The sequence below is a fragment of the Geminocystis herdmanii PCC 6308 genome, from assembly GCF_000332235.1.
GTDB lineage: Bacteria > Cyanobacteriota > Cyanobacteriia > Cyanobacteriales > Cyanobacteriaceae > Geminocystis > Geminocystis herdmanii.
Genome location: NZ_CM001775.1, coordinates 2,878,171 through 2,896,733, shown reverse-complemented (window position 1 = coordinate 2,896,733; position 18,563 = coordinate 2,878,171). Strand labels below are relative to the sequence as shown.

The window sequence follows — 18,563 nt, the reverse complement described above, 5'->3', positions numbered from 1 at the left end:
CACATCGCCAATCCGAGCAGGAGTCCGCCTTCCGCAGACCCATAGAACACAAAATTCTATTCGCTTCCTACCAGCGTCTTGCGACCTTTTATACTACTGATAGTTGCTTCCCCGAACTCCGCTAGTACATAACTTTATACCTCAAGGGTGGCCTTTTAGTCGGTCGGGCGGGTCAATGACCAACGTTATTATAGCATAGATTTTGATTTTTTGGGGAAATGTCCTATCGGACTCTGTTATGCTGGTCGATCGGCATCCCACGCCGAAACGTTGTTTTCTTTTTCGTGTTTACGGCGTGGGACTTCTTTCTCCATTTCTGTTAAAAGTCTCCACCGCCCCCACTATTACTATAATTGTCATTGTCTTTTTTAGAGCCTAATAAATCGAGATTATTCACTCTGATTAAGGGTTTAGTGCGTTTGTCGCCACTGTTTCGATCGTTCCATGTATCAATTTTGAGAGAACCTTGAATGCCAACTAAGCTACCTTTTTTGACGTAGTTAGCGGCAATTTCTGCGGTTTTATCCCAAATTTCCAATTCAAACCAGTCTGGTTGATCTTCTTTTTTACTACGACGATTTACGGCAATATTAAACTTACAAAGAATTTTTCCACTATCAAAATAACGAATTTCTGGATTTGAACCGGCTCTACCGACTAAATGTACTATATTTAAAGTCATGATCGTTAAAAATGTATGTATGTACTAGCTTATTCAAAAATTATAACATAAGGAATGGGTAATCAGGAGCAGGAGGAGGAGAAAAAGATTCAAAACCTCGATTTTTCATTATTTAACCTAAAACTTAAAACCTGACACCTGACACCTTTACTCCATCAAAAATTTTATCTCGAACTCAGGTAATTAACTATAGATTAGTGTGCATTAGACTGATAAGATAACAAACAATAGAAAATTACTGGTATAAGTAAAATTTAGTTTTAACTATAGAGGAAAATATGACTCAAGATAGAGTAGTAATTATTGGGGTTGCGGGTGACTCTGGTTGCGGTAAATCAACTTTTTTACGTCGCTTAGAAGATTTATTCGGTAAAGAATTTATGACTGTTATCTGTCTTGATGACTATCATTGTCTCGATCGAAAAGGAAGAAAAGAAGCAGGAGTTACCGCGCTTGATCCTCGTGCCAACAATTTCGACTTAATGGCAGAACAAGTTAAAGCGTTAAAAAATGGTCAAGCTATTGATAAACCTATTTATAATCATGAAACAGGAGAACTCGATCCTCCGGAAAGAATAGAACCCAATAAAGTAATTGTGATTGAAGGTTTACACCCTCTTTATGATGCAAGAGTGAGAGAGTTAGTAGATTTTAGTGTGTATCTCGACATCAGCGAAGAAGTTAAAATTAACTGGAAAATTCAGCGTGACATGGCGGAAAGAGGTCATAGTTATGATGATGTTGTGGCTTCTATCATGGCGAGAAAACCTGATTTTACTGCTTATATTGAACCTCAAAAACAGTATGCAGACATCGTTCTTCAAGTTTTACCAACCCAATTAATCAAAGACGAAAAAGAAGGTAAAATTTTACGAGTTCGTCTCATCGAGAAAGAAGGCATCCCTCACTTTGAACCTACTTACCTCTTTGATGAAGGTTCTACCATTGATTGGCGCCCTTGTGGTCGTAAACTTACCTGTGCTTTCCCCGGTCTTAAAATGTATTATGGACCTGATAACTATATGGGTAACGAAGTTTCCATCCTTGAAATTGATGGTCAATTCGACAACCTCGAAGAAATTATTTATGTTGAAAGTCATTTAAGTCGTACTAGCACTAAATATTATGGTGAGATGACTGAATTGTTACTTAAACATAAAGATTACCCCGGTTCTAACAATGGTACTGGTTTATTCCAAGTTTTAGTGGGTTTAAAAATGCGTGAAACCTACGAACAATTAACGGGAGTTGTGGCAAAATCTGAAGAAAAAGAAGTCGCAACTGTTTAATTAGGAATCAGGAATTAGGAGTATTTATCTGCCCGTTGATGGGGAATGCCCACTTCGATAAAAGTTTCTCCTATGGGTGTGTATCGGTTTTTGAGATAAAATTTAAGGCTTTCTTGTCGTGCATGGAGATAAAAGTGTTTAATTCCTAAGTCAGAGAAAATGTCTTCAATTTTTGTTAATAACAAACTGCCGATTCCTTTTTTTTGATATTCAGGAATGACTAACATTTGTCGAATTTTGACTTTTTTATCTTCCTGAATACCTAAAACACAGCCGATTACTTTACTTTCATCATAGGCAATAACATGACAGGCTGATCGATCGATTTCTAAATCTTCGGGAGTAAAAACTAAACCAAGGGGATTACGAAGATATTGTTGTCTTATCTTTTTTGCTTGATCATATCCTTCTGACTCAAAACTAACGGATTTAATTAATATATTTTTGTGTAGCATAAGATTTTTTTTTCTTGATTATATACTGATAAAAACAATTTCAAGTTAACATTGTTAAATTATTATTAAAAATTAAATATCAACCGTGTGAGGAGATCAAATGTCAGAGGAAAATTTTAACCGTCAAGGTAAGCCTAGTAATAATCAAAAATTTGTCAACAATTCTGTCTCTAAGTCTCCAAAAAATCCTAATTGGTTATTAATGGGTTTTGGTTTAAGTGCGATCGCTGTAATCTCCTCTGCTATGGGGGCATTTTTAGCCCTATCCTTATCTAACACTCCCCTCAGACAAGCTAGATTAACTCCCGAACAAGAAGCCGTTTTTAATGACGAGGAAACTTTAACTTTTGATACTCTTCAAATTCCTAAATTAAGTCGCCCTGTTAATATTCTTGTATTAGGAATTAAAGTAACTACCGATGATGTACCCCATTTAGTCCATGAAGATGTCGGCTATCACGCCCTTGTTAATTCCTTTGAGGGTTTATCTGATAGTATGTTATTACTAAGAGTTGATCCCGAAAAAGATTATGTAACAGTATTATCTATTCCTAGGGATACCAAAACTTTGGTGAGGGGTAGGGGAATTACAAAAATCAATGATGCCAATGCTTTGGGGGGACCAGCTTTAGCGGCGGAATCCGTTAGTCATCTTTTAAATGATGTGCCGATCGATCGATACATTAGAATTAATGTGCAAGGAGTAGAAAAATTTATTGACGCATTGGGGGGGGTAAATTTATATGTTCCCCAAAATATGAAATATACTGATCATAGTCAACATCTCTATATCGATTTAAAAGAAGGGCAACAACACCTTGACGGCGATAAAGCCTTACAATTCCTCAGATTCCGTTATGATGCCTATGGTGATGTGGGTCGAGTTCAAAGACAACAAACTTTCATGCGCGCTTTGATTGAACAGGCTTTGAGTCCGAGAACTATTTTAAAAATGCCTGATATTCTATCGGTAGTTCGTTCTCATCTTGACACTAATTTAAGTACTAATGAATTAATTGCGATCGCTGGTTTTACGGCACAAAAAGATCGCTCTAGTATTAAGATGGTCATGTTACCCGGTGATTTTAACGTCCCCGGAGAAGGAGAATTAAGTTATTGGTTGCCTAATGATTCCAAAATTAAAGATGTGGTGGCACAACATTTTGACATGGAGACTGATTATTATGCCACTTCTACTATTTCAGACCCTAGTAGCCTCAGGGTAGCTATACAGACGACAAAAGAAAATCAGGAAACCGCTCAAGAGATTGTGGATTATTTACGATCGCACGGTTATAATCGCAGTTTTGTGACGAGACAATTTACGACACAACCCTTATTAAAAACTAAAATTGTGGCACAACAAGGGGATAATTTTTCCGCAGCTCAAGTGAGAGCCGATTTAGGAGTTGGGGAAGTAGTAGTGGAAAGTACAGGAGTTTTAAATTCTGATATAACTATTCAAGTCGGTCAAGATTGGCATAATATTAATTTCGATCGACCTCAAGATAATTCTTTTAAAACTATATCCTATTAAGAAGATTGAAGACCTCGATCACGAAGTGGCGCTGCGCGATCGAGCTTAACCTTTAGAGATCAGCAAAACCTCTTTTCTTCTTAACTTTTTTCGGTTTTTTAGCCGGAGGTTGATTGCGATAACCGGGACGATTTCCGCCAAATAATCCGCCCATACCTCCCATATCAGGCATTCCGGGCATTCCGGGCATACCTCCTCCCATGCTCATTTGTTGCATCATGGTGCGCATTCGGGTAAAGTCACTGACAAGACGAGATACTTCTTTTTCCTCATGGCCTGAGCCTTTAGCGACACGGCGACGACGACTAGGTGATTGGGCTAAAAGTTGCGGATTTGCCCTTTCTTCCTTTGTCATGGAGTTGATCATAGATTCGGTTTTTTTCAGTTGCACTTCTCCTTGTTCGAGCGCCCCTGCCCCTAATTTATTCATACCGGGGATAAGTTTCATTACCCCTGCAAATGATCCCATATTTTTCAACAGGCGCATCTGTTTGACGAAGTCGTTAAAGTCGAATTTCGCTTCCATCATCTTTCGTTGCATTTTTTCAACGTCGGCGATGTCTAATTCTTCCTGCGCTTTTTCCACAAGGGTGACAATATCCCCCATATTTAATATACGGGATGCCATGCGATCGGGATAAAAGGGTTCAAGCGCTTCGACTTTTTCCCCTACCCCAATAAATTTAATGGGTTGCCCTGAAATGGTACGCACGGATAAGGCTGCACCCCCTCGGCTATCCCCATCCATTTTGGTTAAAATCGCGCCTGTAATGCCAATTTCTTCATGGAATGTACGGGTAACGTTGGCGGCTTCCTGCCCTGTCATGGAGTCCACTACTAACAAAATTTCGTGGGGTTGCACTACTTCTTTGATTTGGGCTAATTCTGCCATCATGTCTCGATCGATCTGCAAACGTCCAGCAGTGTCTATAATGACAGTATCGACTTTTTGCTCTTTGGCTTGGGCGATACCCTGACGGGCAATCTCTACGGGGTTAGCATCCTTACCTAACTCAAAGACGGGGATAGAAATTTGTTTCCCTAAAGTAATTAACTGATCGATCGCCGCAGGTCGATATACGTCTGTCGCAACTAATAAACAGCTACGATTTTGTTTTTGCAGATATAAAGCCAATTTAGCGGTAGCGGTGGTTTTCCCCGCACCTTGTAAACCAGCCATTAAGATTACTGTGGGGGATTTTTCGGCATTAGCAAGGGGTACATTACTTTCCCCCATGACTTTGACTAATTCATCGTACACAATCTTGACAAACTGCTGTTGAGGATTTACCCCAGAGATAACTTCTGCACCAAGGGCTTTTTTTTCGACTTCGGCAACAAAACTTTTGACAACCTGAAAATTAACATCTGCTTCTAATAAAGCTCGTCTGACTTCCTGTAAAGCATCTTGAATATTACTTGAGGAAATTTTACCTTGTCCTCGTAACTTTTTCCATGAATCTTCTAAACGTTCGGCTAAAGCATCAAACATAATTTATTTTATATAAAAATTATCATAATATAACTAATTATTAGTTATTCCAGATGAATTGACAATATTTTTAAGCAAGGAGTAAGAAATAAAACGTAAAAAGTGAGAAGGAATAAGGATGTTAATTAGGGTTTTCCTCATAGTCTTTATCGATTAGGAAGATAGGAGTCAGAAGACAGGAGAGAGGAGAAATACTGAAACATCAAGGTTTTGATGGTGTTGATAGATAGAATAAGTAGGGTTTGCTGAAAAAGTATTTTGGTGAAGGGGAGGTATGATAAAGAATCTATGTTAATTCAATGTGAGAGTCATCACCAATCATAAAACTTAGAGCTTTTGGGCGTTTTAAAACAAGGTTAATTTTTGCTCTTTGTCCAATTACACTATCGACAATTCTTTGTTGAATACCTAACACTTGTGCTGACTCTAAAATAACACTATGTTCTAAATCTGTGTCAGTTAATTTGGCATTATCTGCTATGCTTGAATAAGGACCAATAAAGCAATTTTCTAAATAACAATTATCTCCAATAATAACAGGTCCTCGGATAGTTGAATTAATAATTTTTGTCTTTTTACCTATTTTTACTCTCCCAATTATTTGAGTACTTCCTTGAATTATTCCTAAATTTTCGGAAGTTAAATTAGTATCTAAAATAATGCGATTTGCCTCTAATAAATCATCTTTTTTTCCTGTATCTAACCACCAATTTTTTAATTCTCTTGCTGATACTAATTTTTTATTTTCTAATAAATTTTGAATGGCATCAGTTATTTCTAATTCCCCTCGTGCAGAAGGTTTTAAAATTTCGATCGAGTTGTGAATTTCAGGAGAGAAAAAATAAATACCCACTAAAGCTAAATTAGAAGGAGGATTTTGTGGCTTTTCTACTAAGGCTAAAACTTCTCCCTTTTCATTAACTGTTGCCACTCCAAAAGCCGAAGGATTAGAGACTTTTCTCAGCAGAATTAAAGCATCTAAATTTTTGAGAATAAACTCATCTAAATATTCTGATAAATCATCAGCAATTAAGTTGTCACCTAAATACATGACAAAGGGAGAATTACCGAGAAAAGGTTGAGCTATTTTAACTGCATGGGCTAAACCATCGGGACTATCTTGTAAAATATAGGTAATATTTGCCCCAAAATTACTACCATCTCCTGTTTTTTCTTGGATTTCCGCGCCAGTTTCAGGGCTGATAATGATACCTATATCTGTAATTTTTGCCTTCACTAAGGCTTCGATACCGTACCAAAGAATCGGTTTATTCGCTACAGGTACTAATTGTTTCGCCCCGGTATAAGTTAGAGGACGTAATCTTGTACCTTTTCCACCTGATAAAATTAATGCTTTCACAAATAATAACCTATTGTAAGGAGTAAGGAGTAAGAAAGGCATTTTTATTCTAACATATTTAACGATAAAAAAAGGTATTTTAAAAAAAAATTAGATTATCTTCAAGTAAGAATATACTTTTATATATCAATAATTAATCGTTAAAAATTCTCTGTTTTTTTCGGATCAACTGTACCCGGACGATTAAAAAATAAGTTTCCTGCCGCATCGTTTTGATAGACACATTCTATCCTAGGAGAACTTTCTAAAGTACCAGTAAATGCAAAAGTATTCATGCGATTTTTACACAGTCTTACCTGCTCATCAGTAATTAATTTTTGTTGTTCTAAAATTGACCAATTATTCTTTCTTAAAACACATCCGGGCTTCATGTTTGGCTGTGTTACATAAACGTTAAAAGGATTAAGGGTGATAAAGACTCGTAAATCAGATACAATAGCACTTGCGCCAAATTGTACACAAATTTCGGGGTTGGGCGCACTTCGATCGATCACTTCCCTTGACGCTACATTAGGAGTACTAATAGTCTGTCCAGAGCTTAAAGCAATACCAACTCCGATACCGAGAATAAAAATACCCGCACAAATAGCGACTAAAGTATAGTTTAAACCTTCCATAAATGAGGGGGAAGGAGGTTTATTTGTTTTACGAGGTGGCGAATTATCGTAAGGGTAGGGATTTTTTGATCTAGGTTGGCGTTTCATTCCTTTTGTGGGATTATTGATGGTTTAGTCTATTAGATAATGATAGCTTAATATGAGAATTTGATGAATTTAAAGCAATAATTTTTGAACTTTATAAACTTATTTTAAGATTTTTTTACTAGGTTTAGTGTATAATAATATAGGGCTACTGGTTGCTCGATCGCTAAAAAATAATCTGGGTCTTCTGTGGATAAATAAACGGCAGTAATTTGTTCTCCTTCTATTTTATTTTCATTAATTAAGTGATATTTTGTGGTAGTTTCTACTAAGTTTAAATAGACACTATTTGGACGGCGAAAAAATTGTCTTGTGATTTCGCTAGTGATAAAATCATTAGGTGAAACGGTTTCTTGTTTTCTTCCTATGACAGTGGAGATTAACTCATTATCTTTTTGAAAAACTGTTTTTTGTTCTGTAGAATTAAACTTATTAACAATTACTTGTTTAACATTTTTTTCTCCTAAATATGCTTGAGCTATAGATAAACCATTAAAAGCTCGATCGGGAATTATCACTTGATTCTTATTAATAATTGTTGGCACAAAATTATTATTTTTAGGTATTAAAATTGTGGGAATAAATTTAACTAAAAAATTGATCTTTTTATCAACATATATCTCATTACTATCAAAACTAGGAGTTTTAAATTGAGGTGAAAGGGGGGCAATTTGTTCTTTTAAAGTGCTAGTAACATCCCATATACCTTCAAACCAATCGGGAAAAATTAACTCTTGCCTAGGCTTCGGTAAAGAAAGTTTATGATCCCATTGGGGATATTGTGATATTCTTTGATCTAAGATACTGGCATTAACACTGGAAATATTTAAGAATAAAAAGCTCAATATTGTGAGAATAAAAAGGAGGTATTTCGTGATAAAATTAAAATTCATAAAATATAGGAAATAGGAGTTAGAAATATTTATAACTTTTCAGGAATGATTTAAGATTAGGATAACTAATTTAGAATAGTTAAATAAACATAATAAATTATATGACATTAACACTCAATAACTTAATTTTAATGGCGGAAGATCAATTAACACAGTATAGCACTGATGCTTTAAAAATTGAAAAGTTACGCCGTAAAATCGGTATAGCGTTAACATTTAAAGAACAACAAAAATTAAAAGAAGAATTATTAGCACAAATGCCCCAAGGATTTTGGGCAAAAAAACTGGAAAAAGAGCGTCAAACCTTTGCGTTACCGTTTTGGGGAATTGCAGGTTTAGGTTTATTATTAGGGATTTCTTCTCAACAATATTTAGATTTTTTAGCTCCAGCTATTGCACTTCCTATTGCCATAAAAATTCAACAATTAGGCTGGAAATTACAAGCTCAAACTTTGTTATTAAAAACTTTTGAAGACATCGAAAAAAGAGTTAATAATTGAGCAAATTTAAAAGAAATATTAAAAAAAAATATGAATTTACGAATAGTTTAGACTAAATAGAGATTGCCGAAAAATTCAGAAAGGGATAAAAATTAAGGTAAAAAATTACGTTAATAACACAGTTTTCTATCTTATGATTATTTAACAACTTAAATTTTTTTTGACTATTTACGAAGTAAAATATTCTTCCTTTATTGTTTGTCTTGTTAAGGGCATTTTTGATATTTTTCCTTTGTGTTAAAATGACAATAAAATATTTATAATATTTCATAAGTAACCTGTCTATTTTTATATAGTTATTAAGGTTTAATTTTATATTATAAAATTACTTCTGCCTTTTGGCTTTTACCTACTTGCACTAAGAGTAATCCAAATGTTGCTTACTCTAATCAGGCTCAAATTATGCCTTAGTCAAGTATAATATAATCAGAAATTTCTCGATCGAACACAATCAATCCTATGACTAGATTAAAACGCACCCCTTATCCACGTTTAGAAGTACATCTCCTTAGAGAAGGGATAGTGGAATCTATCCATCAGGGAGAAGTGGTAGTGGCGGACGATCGAGGACGTAGCCTAGCTGTCGCTGGAGATGCTGAAACTGTCTCTTTTATGCGATCGTCCATGAAACCGTTTCAAGCTCTTGCGGTGACAAGCACAGGGGTAATGGAGAGGTTTGATTTAACCGACAAGGATTTGGCAATTATTTGTAGCTCTCATCAAGGTAATATTGAACAAGCTAGACAAGTATTTAATATACTATGGAGAGCGGATATTGAGCCCAGTTACCTAAAATGCCCGATTCCTCAAGGAAAAGATAGCGCGTTACAACATAATTGCTCAGGAAAACACGCAGGTATGTTGGCGGTGTGTCAACAAAGAAATTGGGATTTAGATACTTATACTCATCGATCGAACCCTGTACAACAGCTAATATTACATAAGATAGCCGAATTATTGTCAATTCCGGGTGCAGAAATTATGACGGCGAGGGATGATTGCGGTGTGCCTACCTATGCTTTAGAATTAGGACAAATGGCGACTCTTTACGCTAAATTGGCATCGGGTAACAGCATTGATTTAGAAAGAATAGTTCGATCGATGACCCATCATCCCAGTATGATAGCAGGAGCTGGAGCATTTGACACCGAATTAATGAACTTAACCGATGGATTGTTAGTGAGTAAATCAGGGGCGGAAGGTATCCAATGTATTGGTAATATTGGGCAAAATATGGGATTAGCCATCAAAATTTTAGATGGTGCAAAACGGGCGAAATATGCCACGGCTATTCATGTATTAAAACAAATGGGATGGATTACCCCAACGGTTGCAGAGAATTTAGGGGATAAATTTTTGCGCATTGATAATTATAGGCGTTTGGAAGTAGCAGGAGAATTGGCTTTATTGTAAAAAGATAAATGATGAAAATTACCGTCAAAGTTAAACCTAATTCCTCACAATCAAAAATCACCCAAAATAGCGAAGGTATCTGGATAATTAACTTAAAATCTCCTCCCGTTGACGGTAAAGCTAATGAAGAATTAATCTCTTTATTAGCAAAACAATTTAAGGTAAAAAAATCTCAAGTTATCATCAAATTAGGGTTATCTAGTAAGAATAAAGTCATTGAAATTATTGACAGTTAATTTTTCTTAAAAAACAAACTATTTACCCCTTTTAATTGTTTTGTGCTGGAGGAATAAAGCGAATTTCAATACGTCTTCTTCTTTCGTCAGCTTGACGATTTAAGGGGGCTAATTCTCCTGATGGTAGGTATAATTGGGCAGCGGAATAGGCTCTAAATTTGACATTTTTTAAGTCGGGATTTGATTGTAATTCTTGTACCACTGCTAAGGCTCTCATTAAGGCTAAATCTGCATTTGAACCTGCATTTAATTGGTTGACTTTTAGCTGATTTTGTGCTACTTTTTCTAAGTTTCGATCGAGATTTCCTGTTAAACCTAAAACTTGTCCATCTGTATGGCCAATTACTTGGATAAAGTCGATATTTCTTTCTTTAACAATTGTTTTTATTTGGGGAATAATACTATTATTTAGAAGATATTTTAGAAACATTATTAATTATTGAAACATTTACAGAAGATTTAACGTTTGATTCTTTTGTCAATGATACAAAAACTCTATTTGCCATAAATCACGCCATAGAAAGAATAGGAGAAGCGACTAAAAATATCCCTGAAAATATCAGAATAAAATACCCTCAGATAAAATGGAAAGGATTGACTGGTATGAGAGATAAAATCATTCATTATTATTTTGGTATTAACTATCAAATTGTCTGGGATACTATCACAATAGATTTACTTTTACTAAAACCAGTCATTGAGGATATTATTCAAAACCTTTAACTAAGGATTAATGAAATAAATTTATTTTATGGAAACAGCAACAACCAGATACATACAAGAAATAAGTTATGTGGACGAATTTGAAATGATAGAAATTAATTCTAATCAAGAGTTAAATGATTCTCTCAATAACGCCAGAAATGATATTAAGAATAATAGGAGACGTATAGTTAATTAAATATCAAGTATTAACTTAAATAATAACTTTTAGCCATACATTCATTTAAAATATTGAGAACTTCATTGTTAATAAAATAAGATAAAGATAGATTATTTTTATTTGCTTTATAATGCCTAAATCTTGATATTTGATAGGAAAATAAAGAAGTTACTCTATACATTAATCTTAAATCTGATATATTTTGAATATTTCTTATTTCCATGCCTAAATATCTTAATTCATTAGCAATTATTTCTGCTTCTTCAGGAGTACATTTTCTTCCATCTTTATCAATATGATCATAATGATATTGTTTAAATTGATTTGCAGTTTCTCTCAATCTTTCTTCTATTTTGGGTAAATATTTAAAAGCAGTTTCTGTGAGAATTTTATCTCCTTCAATTCTTGATAAATAATTAATATCTTTAGCCTTTTGTTTTACCTCACTAATTAATCTATAAGTTAAGCCTTTTAAATCATAATTATTATTGGATATATCTTGCCCCAATTCGCCAATAAGAGAAGGATAATTATTATTAAAATTATCACTAAATTGCTTTGTTATCCTGTTTAAATTATCAATAACTTGACTATGGCTATTATTGGTATTAACTGCCATTTCTCCCAGTTTTAATAAAATTTCTCCGCTGGTATTAGTCATTTCTAAATATCGATCGTTAATCATGTTAATATTAGATTGAATTTGGTCAATATTTTCTGCTAGTTGTTGCATTTTGTTACTAGAAAGTTTTAAAGTTCTAATATTAATTGTTATTGGCTCTACTATGTCACTAAAATTTTTAATATTTTCTAAAAATATATTTTCCATTTTAATTATGTTACTTGTTGTTTCTTGTAAACTATCGTTAAATTTACTTTCTTTAATTGTTTCGGCGGATTGTATAAAAATATTAGCACTTTTATCTAAGAGTTCGATCGAATTGGCAAATTGCTGATAATTGGGTGAAATTTCGCTCATTTTATGAATCGATAAATTAAAAGTTTGAATATTATTTTCAAGAGGTTTAATTAAATGGTGTAAGCTATCAATTAAATCTAAAAATTGTTCTTTAATTGTTTTTAAATTATCACTAGCATAGAGTAAATTTTGAGTAAATTGACTTTCTTTAATAGTAGTAGCTGAATCGGCAAATAAAACCGAACTTTCCTCCAAACTTTCACTAGCTGTTTTTAACTCTTGGTAAATATTTAATGCTAAATCAGTGGCTTTTTTACTATCATTATGAAAAATAATTACACTTTGGGTTAATTCTTTTGTCGATAGGGTAAACTCTCTTTGAATTTGAGCTAAATTATCAGTAATTTTCTCTAAATTTTCACTAAACTTACTCGCTTCTATTTTATTCGATGCTTGTAAAATAAGTTGAGAACTATTCGCAAAATTATTGATATTTTTATCTAATTTAACTACAATATTATCGAGATTCTTTACTTGACTAGCTAATTTATCCATCGATAATTGAAAAGTATTTGCCCCTGTATTTAAACTACTAGAAACTTCCCATAAAGCATTATAAATTTGAGTAGCTAATTTTACTGATTTCTCATTTTCTTCGGCAATTCTATCTGCCGCTTGTTTAAAAGTTCGCTCTAAAACTTGCCCGACTTTTTCATGAAATCTCTCTAAAAATTCTGTTTGTTTATCCACCATTTTATTAACTGCTTTATCTAATCTGGTGTCACCTTCTACCAAAGGTTTATAAATATTATCGAGATAGTCTTCTAAGTTATTTAGTAAAGAATTTTTCTCTAAACTAATATTATATTTAAGATTAATTATTGTCAAAATTGATGCACAGAATAAACCGATTAAACTGGTAATAAAAGCAATCCCCATACTTTGTAAAGGTTGCTGTAGCTGGCTTGTTAAATCAATAATATTTGTACCGCCAGTATTAATAATTTGACTGATACTATTTAAGTTTAAGGTGATGCCTAAAAATGTACCTAATAAACCAAAAGCTAAGAGTAAATTAGGAATAGTTTTAGTGATATATTCCGCTTCTTCACAACGAATTTTAATATTTAAAAAAGTGATGGTTTCTTGATGATATACTCCGTCAATTAAGGCAATGGTATTAACATTTTCTATCTGTTGACTTGATTTTGTAAATCGTTGTTGCAAAAGATTAATAAATCTAGGTTGTATTCCTTCACTATCACCATTAACTAATCTTCTTGTTTTCTTTTCTAAATCTCGTAAATGTTGATATAAACTACGTCTAGTAAAAGCTGATAAAATAGCAGGTAAAATAACGAAAACTATTGTTGTTATGGTTAACCATAGCGGAAAAATTTTAAATGTTTCTAACATAATGTTTTTAGTAATTATAGAGTTTATCAAAAATATATCTAAGTTAAAGTTATCGTGTCATGTAATTTTATTTCATTTATATATTTTTTAAACTAGATTTATTCGATCGACTGTGGTATATTTTTTTAATAATTTTATCAGCAGTCTTGGTGTCTTTCGATTGTCCAAATGTTGTTAATAAATTTTTAATAAATTTTGACGATAGAAAAACTTATAAAATAATGATTTGATTACCTCATAAGTTTAATTCTATCTTCTAATTTTTAATCATTATAAACCCAAGACATATTTTTTGATTTTATTTACCTCCTCTGTGCTTAAAATACCTTCTTTTTTCATTTCTAATAATTCTAATGGAGTTATATTTTTCCATTTCTCATAAAATTCTCGATCGACTTCTTCTACATTAATATTAATATAATTATCCGAATTATCTATTTCAGCATCAACGAAATTAGTCTCATTATTTTGATCAAATTCTAATTCTTGATCTAACTCAGTTTTAATTTCTTCTAAAATAGTCATAAATTGCTTATAAATTCTAGTTAAAATACCTTCTTTGGGACGAGAATTAAGATTAGCAGGTTTTCCCAATAATAAATCTTTTTCTGGAAAGTTATCATCTGATTCTTTCATTTGACTAACTTTACGAGCAAATGATTTGAACTTTAAATCATAAGAAGTCCATAATTCTGGTTGAGTTTGAATGTCATAAATTAATTCTTCTTTTATATCTTCTAAATGTTCCACTAAGGCTTTATTTTGTGAAATTTGTTCTAATGCTTCAGACCAATTTTGACTTAATTCTAACTCATAATTTTCGCCTGTTAATTCATTTTCAGTTTTTAAAACTATTGCTGTATAATGACTATCAGCAGGTTTTATTTTTTTATATTTTTTATGAGTAACAGGAATATTTTTAGTAATTTTTCCAAATCCTAAACAAGTGTAAAATAAATCTTGTAATTGTTCCATTTCTCTAGCTGGAGGTGGAATTATATCTAAAAAGTTCTTTGTATAATCGTTATGTAATGAATAACCATTGAGAGATGATTTTTGTTGTTCATATTGAGATTTTAGAGTTTGTAAACCATTAATAATTCTTAAAGGAAAAGCCGCAATTTCTTGAATAATTATAATTTCATTTTTTGATTGTATTAATGGAATAACACGATCAGAAGGAAAACCTAATTTTTGAGTAATTAATTCTTGAAATTGTTTATTTTCTCTTTCATCAGTTCCTTTAAAAGCAATTATTGGTTCTACTCTAGGAGATTCATTTTTACTAGGAGCAAAATTATTTATTAAATAGGGTTCACTTAAATTTAATGGCAGTAAAAAATCTCCTTCATCAATAATTTGCTGTAAACGAATTTCACCACTAGAAAAAGGATATTTCTGCATAAAACGATTAACCACTGATTCAGTTAAATCGATAGTCTTATTCCCAAATTTTCCCTCAATATTATCATCAATAATTTCACTTAATTCTCTTTCATCAATGGCTCTTTCGGCGGTGAAAAAATACAATAATGAAGAGGGGAGAGTCGCTGTTTCGTTAATTTTATTACTAACTTCTACGAATAAGTTTCTTTTTTCTGATTCAGGTAATAAAACTTGATAATATTGATCATTATCTTCAGGTTCAAATATTGCCTCTCCGTTAATTTCATCATCATCGATTTGACTTAAATCTTCTCCTTTGCGTTTATAAAAACTTTCTATATCTTGAAGGAGATTATAAAAATTACTGGCTTTAGTTTTTAGATTTATGACTAATTGTCTTAAGTTAGTTACTATTTTGAGTGATTCTTCTGTTAAGGTTAAATCAAAGTTTCGTTGAATAAGTTTATCAATGTCTTGAATACTTTGATTTGCTTCTCGCTCAAATTCTTGATTTTTTGTTTTATTAGATTTACCACCAATACCTAAAAAACCTTTTTTATCGGTTTCAATATCATCAAATCTTTGACAAGAATCTTGCCATTTTTTATCTATATTTTCAAGGGTAACAAAAGCCATACCTTTTTCTTTTTCTTCTTCTAATTCTCTTACATATTCATTTAATTTAGTTAATAATGCCTCTAACCAACCTCGAGTATTATCTAAGGCAAAAGTAGGGTTAGAAGGTTCGAGTAAATTAGCAAAATAATCAAGAATATCTTGAGTAAATTGTTTTTCTAATTTAATACTATTTTTCTGTAATTGAGTTAACCATACACCCCTAATATTTTCGGTTTCTCCGAGTTGTACTTTTTTGAATTGGCTTTTAATTTCACTACGGATTTTATCGATAAATCTCTGTCTATCATCTGCATTGTTGCAGTTATCTATTTCAGTTTTATTTTTACTTAACCAGTTATTTAATACCTGTTTAAATGTCTTATCATTTTCTTGGGTAACAGATTCTAGTTTGGCTTTGAAAATGTTAGGATTAGTTTCATTTTTTGACTGCCAATTTAATAAAAATTTGTCTAATAATTCTACTGAATCTGGACTCTGCCCGTCTCCATATAACCAGAAGTTAATTAGTTTCATTTTAACTTTATTCAGGCAAATCGCAATGGTTAAATCTCGGGGAAAATAAATTTTTGATAAACCAAATGTTAGATAATTTTGAACATTACTACGGGGATGTTCATCAAATAATGTAATCGGTAAATCAAAGTTTTTCCGATTACGTTTTAATCCTGCTATAATTTCTTTATCTTCTGCAAAATCTGCAAAAATTTTATAGGCAATAATTTGAGAAAGTTTGTTTTTATTTAGTATTCGATGATCATTAAAAGTGCGATCGCCCACTAGGTAACAATAATCAAAAGGAGGGCGAGATTCATCAATGGAAACAATGCCTTGTGCATCATAATTTTGTTTAAATCGACGCTTAGGAGAACTATAATAATCTAATTCTTTTAATGCGGCGTAAGTATTCGCTCTGACTCCAGCGTTATTACCGTATAGTTCAGGAGTCATGACAAAGTAACCAATAATTTTGTTATACTCGCAAAGGCTATAATTTGATGTTACAAGAAAACTTTTGCCTGTTGCCCGTAGCCGGTTGCCTACCTTCACCTCGCTCAAGTTATGCCCTTTCTGAGTATATTTACTTGATCACTATACATGGCTCTGAGAGTATAAGCCATATCAATAAATGTACCGCTTCCTGTACCTCCACACAATGAACCAAAAACGAAAATATTAGTACCCGATTCAACGGCTATATTTTTACTTAATAGTTTTTCAGAATGTCCGATAGTTCTATTATCAGCATTTTTGATAGCACTCTGAATTTTATTATGATTGTGAAAAAAGGCTAATCTTCCCACTGGGCGAATTGCACCTGCACCATCTTCTATAGCTTGTAAATTTCTTACTAATTGTGGGGGAAACCAATTAGCAATATGATTGTAAGGTGATGTTCTTTCATGGGGATTTCTTTCTTCTAATCCTGCTACTAAATCATTGATTTCCTGTTTATTCATCGTAGCCGTAACATATTCGGCAGGTTTAAACAAGATATTCTCGCCGTGATAGGTGTCTCCACTTTTTAACCCTGCTACTTGGGAGGCGTTTTTATCGGTGTCTATATGCACGAAACTGACAACGGGTAACTCGCTCAGTTTACCATATCGATCGACTATTAAACGGCGAATTTGCATTAAAATATCTCTACCAGTACCCCCTAAGCCAATACATACGGTACGTTTAATATTGAGGGTTTTTGTTTCTGTAGGACTCTTGCTAACCATAATAGTTATAAAATAATTGGACTATTAATTAATTATCAGTAGGAAATGGGGAATTTATGCAAAATTTGAGATTTTTTATTCTCGTTGTGATAAATTTTTCTTTCAAAAGGTTAAATTAAAACAAGATTAGAAGTGTCATAATAAAGTAGTATTAATTGTTCTGCCCTAAGAGATACTAAAGCATAAGTTTGCCCATTGGAGTCTGAAAATTCTACTTCAAAGGCTTTTTCTTCAGAATAAACTTCAACTATTGTACCAACTTGTCCTCTGGGTATAACTATTTTTTTATCAGTCATAAATTGATTCATTGTGATATTTTCAGTTAAAGCTACAGTGTCATGTAATTTAATTTTATTCATATTTTTTTGCCTTATTTTAAAGGATAAACTGTCGTTAAACGGGGATAGTTTTCTTTATTAAGTATAATCCAAGCACTTCTGACGATCGAAAAACCATCGGGAGTTGTTAATAAAAAATCAATAACATATTTTTTGCCATAAGGGCTATTTTCACTGTGACAAATATCTTCTTCTTTAGCTATTTTAATTAATGCCTCAATTAAGAGATATTTATTATTTAGTGTAATTCCTAATATTGATTTGAATAAACGAGCTTTATTTTTACCATCTTTATGATCTTCTTTTAAAATATAAGTCGTTAATTTTTCATCAATTTGAGTTGGGTTAACTTTATTTTCATTGGGTAATTTCATCTTTTAATTGAACTTAATTTATCATAGTAAGTGTTGTATATTTTTTATTATTTCCTCATAAGTTTTCTTATCTTTTCTTCATATTCTTCTAAAGTTATATAATCTCCTGCTTGATAATCTTTTAAGGAAATAGCGATGTTAATTTTTTCTTGTTCAGTAATTTTATCTTCACTGTTATATCGTTGTTTAATAAATAACAGGAAGTCAAGAAGTTCGGATATTAAATCTTCAGGAGTTTGCTCTATTTCTTGGATTAGTTGTTCTTTAATACCCATAAATTTTTACTTATTATTTTCTTATATCTTAACATAAGAATATTCGATCGA

Annotated in this window: 20 protein-coding genes; 7 read left to right on the top strand and 13 right to left on the bottom strand. The window is 32.5% G+C overall.

Features of this window, described 5'->3' with window-relative positions; all coding sequences use genetic code 11:
- Positions 1-319: 319 nt before the first annotated feature.
- The gene (locus tag SYN6308_RS14430; RefSeq protein ID WP_017295159.1) at positions 320-682 is read right to left on the bottom strand and encodes a single-stranded DNA-binding protein; all 363 of its coding nucleotides are present in this window, start codon (positions 680-682) and stop codon (positions 320-322) included.
- 278 nt (positions 683-960) lie between these two features.
- Between SYN6308_RS14430 and SYN6308_RS14425 the strand changes: the two genes are divergently transcribed.
- Positions 961-1,971, top strand: coding sequence for a phosphoribulokinase (locus SYN6308_RS14425; RefSeq protein ID WP_017295158.1), 1,011 nt, complete (start codon positions 961-963; stop codon positions 1,969-1,971).
- 14 nt (positions 1,972-1,985) lie between these two features.
- On the opposite strand, the gene SYN6308_RS14420 is transcribed toward SYN6308_RS14425, so the two are convergent.
- The gene (locus SYN6308_RS14420; protein WP_017295157.1) at positions 1,986-2,426 is read right to left on the bottom strand and encodes a GNAT family N-acetyltransferase; all 441 of its coding nucleotides are present in this window, start codon (positions 2,424-2,426) and stop codon (positions 1,986-1,988) included.
- Positions 2,427-2,526: 100 nt separating this feature from the next.
- Between SYN6308_RS14420 and SYN6308_RS14415 the strand changes: the two genes are divergently transcribed.
- Entirely contained in the window at positions 2,527-3,963 is a 1,437-nt protein-coding gene (locus tag SYN6308_RS14415; RefSeq protein ID WP_017295156.1) for an LCP family protein, read from the top strand.
- Positions 3,964-4,015: 52 nt separating this feature from the next.
- On the opposite strand, the gene ffh is transcribed toward SYN6308_RS14415, so the two are convergent.
- From ffh to SYN6308_RS14395, 4 genes are all read right to left on the bottom strand, one after another.
- On the bottom strand, positions 4,016-5,455 hold the full coding sequence (ffh, locus tag SYN6308_RS14410) for a signal recognition particle protein (RefSeq protein WP_017295155.1): 1,440 nt from the start codon (positions 5,453-5,455) through the stop codon (positions 4,016-4,018).
- A 286-nt stretch (positions 5,456-5,741) separates the two neighbouring features.
- Positions 5,742-6,815: a glucose-1-phosphate thymidylyltransferase gene (locus SYN6308_RS14405; RefSeq protein ID WP_026102090.1), complete on the bottom strand. Its 1,074-nt coding sequence runs from the start codon at positions 6,813-6,815 to the stop codon at positions 5,742-5,744.
- Between the two features lie 140 nt (positions 6,816-6,955).
- Positions 6,956-7,519, bottom strand: a complete 564-nt coding sequence (locus SYN6308_RS14400; RefSeq protein ID WP_017295153.1) for a DUF3172 domain-containing protein — start codon at positions 7,517-7,519, stop codon at positions 6,956-6,958.
- Positions 7,520-7,623: 104 nt separating this feature from the next.
- The gene (locus SYN6308_RS14395; RefSeq protein ID WP_237741220.1) at positions 7,624-8,361 is read right to left on the bottom strand and encodes a DUF6816 family protein; all 738 of its coding nucleotides are present in this window, start codon (positions 8,359-8,361) and stop codon (positions 7,624-7,626) included.
- Positions 8,362-8,510: 149 nt separating this feature from the next.
- On the opposite strand from SYN6308_RS14395, the gene SYN6308_RS14390 reads away from it, so the two are divergent.
- The 3 genes from SYN6308_RS14390 (at position 8,511) to SYN6308_RS14380 (ending at position 10,558) form a co-directional block, all read left to right on the top strand.
- Positions 8,511-8,909 carry a hypothetical protein gene (locus SYN6308_RS14390; protein WP_017295151.1) on the top strand — a complete coding sequence of 133 codons (399 nt, stop codon included), beginning with the start codon at positions 8,511-8,513 and terminating at the stop codon, positions 8,907-8,909.
- Between the two features lie 459 nt (positions 8,910-9,368).
- Positions 9,369-10,322, top strand: coding sequence for an asparaginase (locus tag SYN6308_RS14385; protein ID WP_017295150.1), 954 nt, complete (start codon positions 9,369-9,371; stop codon positions 10,320-10,322).
- Positions 10,323-10,333: 11 nt separating this feature from the next.
- Positions 10,334-10,558, top strand: a complete 225-nt coding sequence (locus SYN6308_RS14380) for a DUF167 family protein (protein ID WP_017295149.1) — start codon at positions 10,334-10,336, stop codon at positions 10,556-10,558.
- Positions 10,559-10,589: 31 nt separating this feature from the next.
- Here the strand turns inward: SYN6308_RS14380 and SYN6308_RS22580 are convergent, their stop codons facing one another.
- Positions 10,590-10,988, bottom strand: coding sequence for a hypothetical protein (locus SYN6308_RS22580; RefSeq protein ID WP_017295148.1), 399 nt, complete (start codon positions 10,986-10,988; stop codon positions 10,590-10,592).
- On the opposite strand from SYN6308_RS22580, the gene SYN6308_RS26020 reads away from it, so the two are divergent.
- Together SYN6308_RS26020 and SYN6308_RS24950 are read left to right on the top strand one after the other, a co-directional pair.
- Complete coding sequence (locus tag SYN6308_RS26020; protein ID WP_026102089.1) at positions 10,976-11,281, top strand: HepT-like ribonuclease domain-containing protein; 306 nt, start codon at positions 10,976-10,978, stop codon at positions 11,279-11,281. The genes SYN6308_RS22580 and SYN6308_RS26020 overlap by 13 nt on opposite strands.
- Positions 11,282-11,309: 28 nt before the next feature.
- Positions 11,310-11,459: a hypothetical protein gene (locus SYN6308_RS24950; protein ID WP_017295146.1), complete on the top strand. Its 150-nt coding sequence runs from the start codon at positions 11,310-11,312 to the stop codon at positions 11,457-11,459.
- A 10-nt stretch (positions 11,460-11,469) separates the two neighbouring features.
- Here SYN6308_RS24950 and SYN6308_RS23465 read toward each other — a convergent pair whose 3' ends face one another.
- The 6 genes from SYN6308_RS23465 to SYN6308_RS14335 all read right to left on the bottom strand — a co-directional run bounded on the left by SYN6308_RS23465 (position 11,470) and on the right by SYN6308_RS14335 (position 18,512).
- Entirely contained in the window at positions 11,470-13,776 is a 2,307-nt protein-coding gene (locus tag SYN6308_RS23465) for a MotA/TolQ/ExbB proton channel family protein (RefSeq protein ID WP_017295145.1), read from the bottom strand.
- A 270-nt stretch (positions 13,777-14,046) separates the two neighbouring features.
- Complete coding sequence (locus SYN6308_RS14355; protein ID WP_272943064.1) at positions 14,047-16,848, bottom strand: tubulin-like doman-containing protein; 2,802 nt, start codon at positions 16,846-16,848, stop codon at positions 14,047-14,049.
- Positions 16,849-16,853: 5 nt separating this feature from the next.
- Entirely contained in the window at positions 16,854-17,525 is a 672-nt protein-coding gene (locus SYN6308_RS25805) for a tubulin-like doman-containing protein (RefSeq protein ID WP_026102087.1), read from the bottom strand.
- Positions 17,526-17,635: 110 nt separating this feature from the next.
- On the bottom strand, positions 17,636-17,884 hold the full coding sequence (locus tag SYN6308_RS14345; protein WP_017295144.1) for a DUF4926 domain-containing protein: 249 nt from the start codon (positions 17,882-17,884) through the stop codon (positions 17,636-17,638).
- An 11-nt stretch (positions 17,885-17,895) separates the two neighbouring features.
- Positions 17,896-18,237, bottom strand: a complete 342-nt coding sequence (locus SYN6308_RS14340; protein WP_017295143.1) for a DUF6883 domain-containing protein — start codon at positions 18,235-18,237, stop codon at positions 17,896-17,898.
- Between the two features lie 47 nt (positions 18,238-18,284).
- Entirely contained in the window at positions 18,285-18,512 is a 228-nt protein-coding gene (locus tag SYN6308_RS14335; RefSeq protein ID WP_017295142.1) for a DUF2281 domain-containing protein, read from the bottom strand.
- Positions 18,513-18,563 lie beyond the last annotated feature (51 nt).

What these genes read in the sequence shown, in the direction of transcription:
- SYN6308_RS14390 (WP_017295151.1), top strand. Translation starts at nt 8,511, where the DNA reads ATGACATTAACACTCAATAACTTAATTTTAATGGCGGAAGATCAATTA.
- SYN6308_RS14425 (WP_017295158.1), top strand. Translation starts at nt 961, where the DNA reads ATGACTCAAGATAGAGTAGTAATTATTGGGGTTGCGGGTGACTCTGGT.
- SYN6308_RS14335 (WP_017295142.1), bottom strand. Translation starts at nt 18,512, where the DNA reads ATGGGTATTAAAGAACAACTAATCCAAGAAATAGAGCAAACTCCTGAA.
- ffh (WP_017295155.1), bottom strand. Translation starts at nt 5,455, where the DNA reads ATGTTTGATGCTTTAGCCGAACGTTTAGAAGATTCATGGAAAAAGTTA.
- SYN6308_RS14430 (WP_017295159.1), bottom strand. Translation starts at nt 682, where the DNA reads ATGACTTTAAATATAGTACATTTAGTCGGTAGAGCCGGTTCAAATCCA.
- SYN6308_RS14340 (WP_017295143.1), bottom strand. Translation starts at nt 18,237, where the DNA reads ATGAAATTACCCAATGAAAATAAAGTTAACCCAACTCAAATTGATGAA.
- SYN6308_RS14415 (WP_017295156.1), top strand. Translation starts at nt 2,527, where the DNA reads ATGTCAGAGGAAAATTTTAACCGTCAAGGTAAGCCTAGTAATAATCAA.
- SYN6308_RS14420 (WP_017295157.1), bottom strand. Translation starts at nt 2,426, where the DNA reads ATGCTACACAAAAATATATTAATTAAATCCGTTAGTTTTGAGTCAGAA.
- SYN6308_RS23465 (WP_017295145.1), bottom strand. Translation starts at nt 13,776, where the DNA reads ATGTTAGAAACATTTAAAATTTTTCCGCTATGGTTAACCATAACAACA.
- SYN6308_RS14345 (WP_017295144.1), bottom strand. Translation starts at nt 17,884, where the DNA reads ATGAATAAAATTAAATTACATGACACTGTAGCTTTAACTGAAAATATC.
- SYN6308_RS25805 (WP_026102087.1), bottom strand. Translation starts at nt 17,525, where the DNA reads ATGGTTAGCAAGAGTCCTACAGAAACAAAAACCCTCAATATTAAACGT.
- SYN6308_RS14400 (WP_017295153.1), bottom strand. Translation starts at nt 7,519, where the DNA reads ATGAAACGCCAACCTAGATCAAAAAATCCCTACCCTTACGATAATTCG.
- SYN6308_RS22580 (WP_017295148.1), bottom strand. Translation starts at nt 10,988, where the DNA reads ATGTTTCTAAAATATCTTCTAAATAATAGTATTATTCCCCAAATAAAA.
- SYN6308_RS24950 (WP_017295146.1), top strand. Translation starts at nt 11,310, where the DNA reads ATGGAAACAGCAACAACCAGATACATACAAGAAATAAGTTATGTGGAC.
- SYN6308_RS14380 (WP_017295149.1), top strand. Translation starts at nt 10,334, where the DNA reads ATGAAAATTACCGTCAAAGTTAAACCTAATTCCTCACAATCAAAAATC.
- SYN6308_RS14385 (WP_017295150.1), top strand. Translation starts at nt 9,369, where the DNA reads ATGACTAGATTAAAACGCACCCCTTATCCACGTTTAGAAGTACATCTC.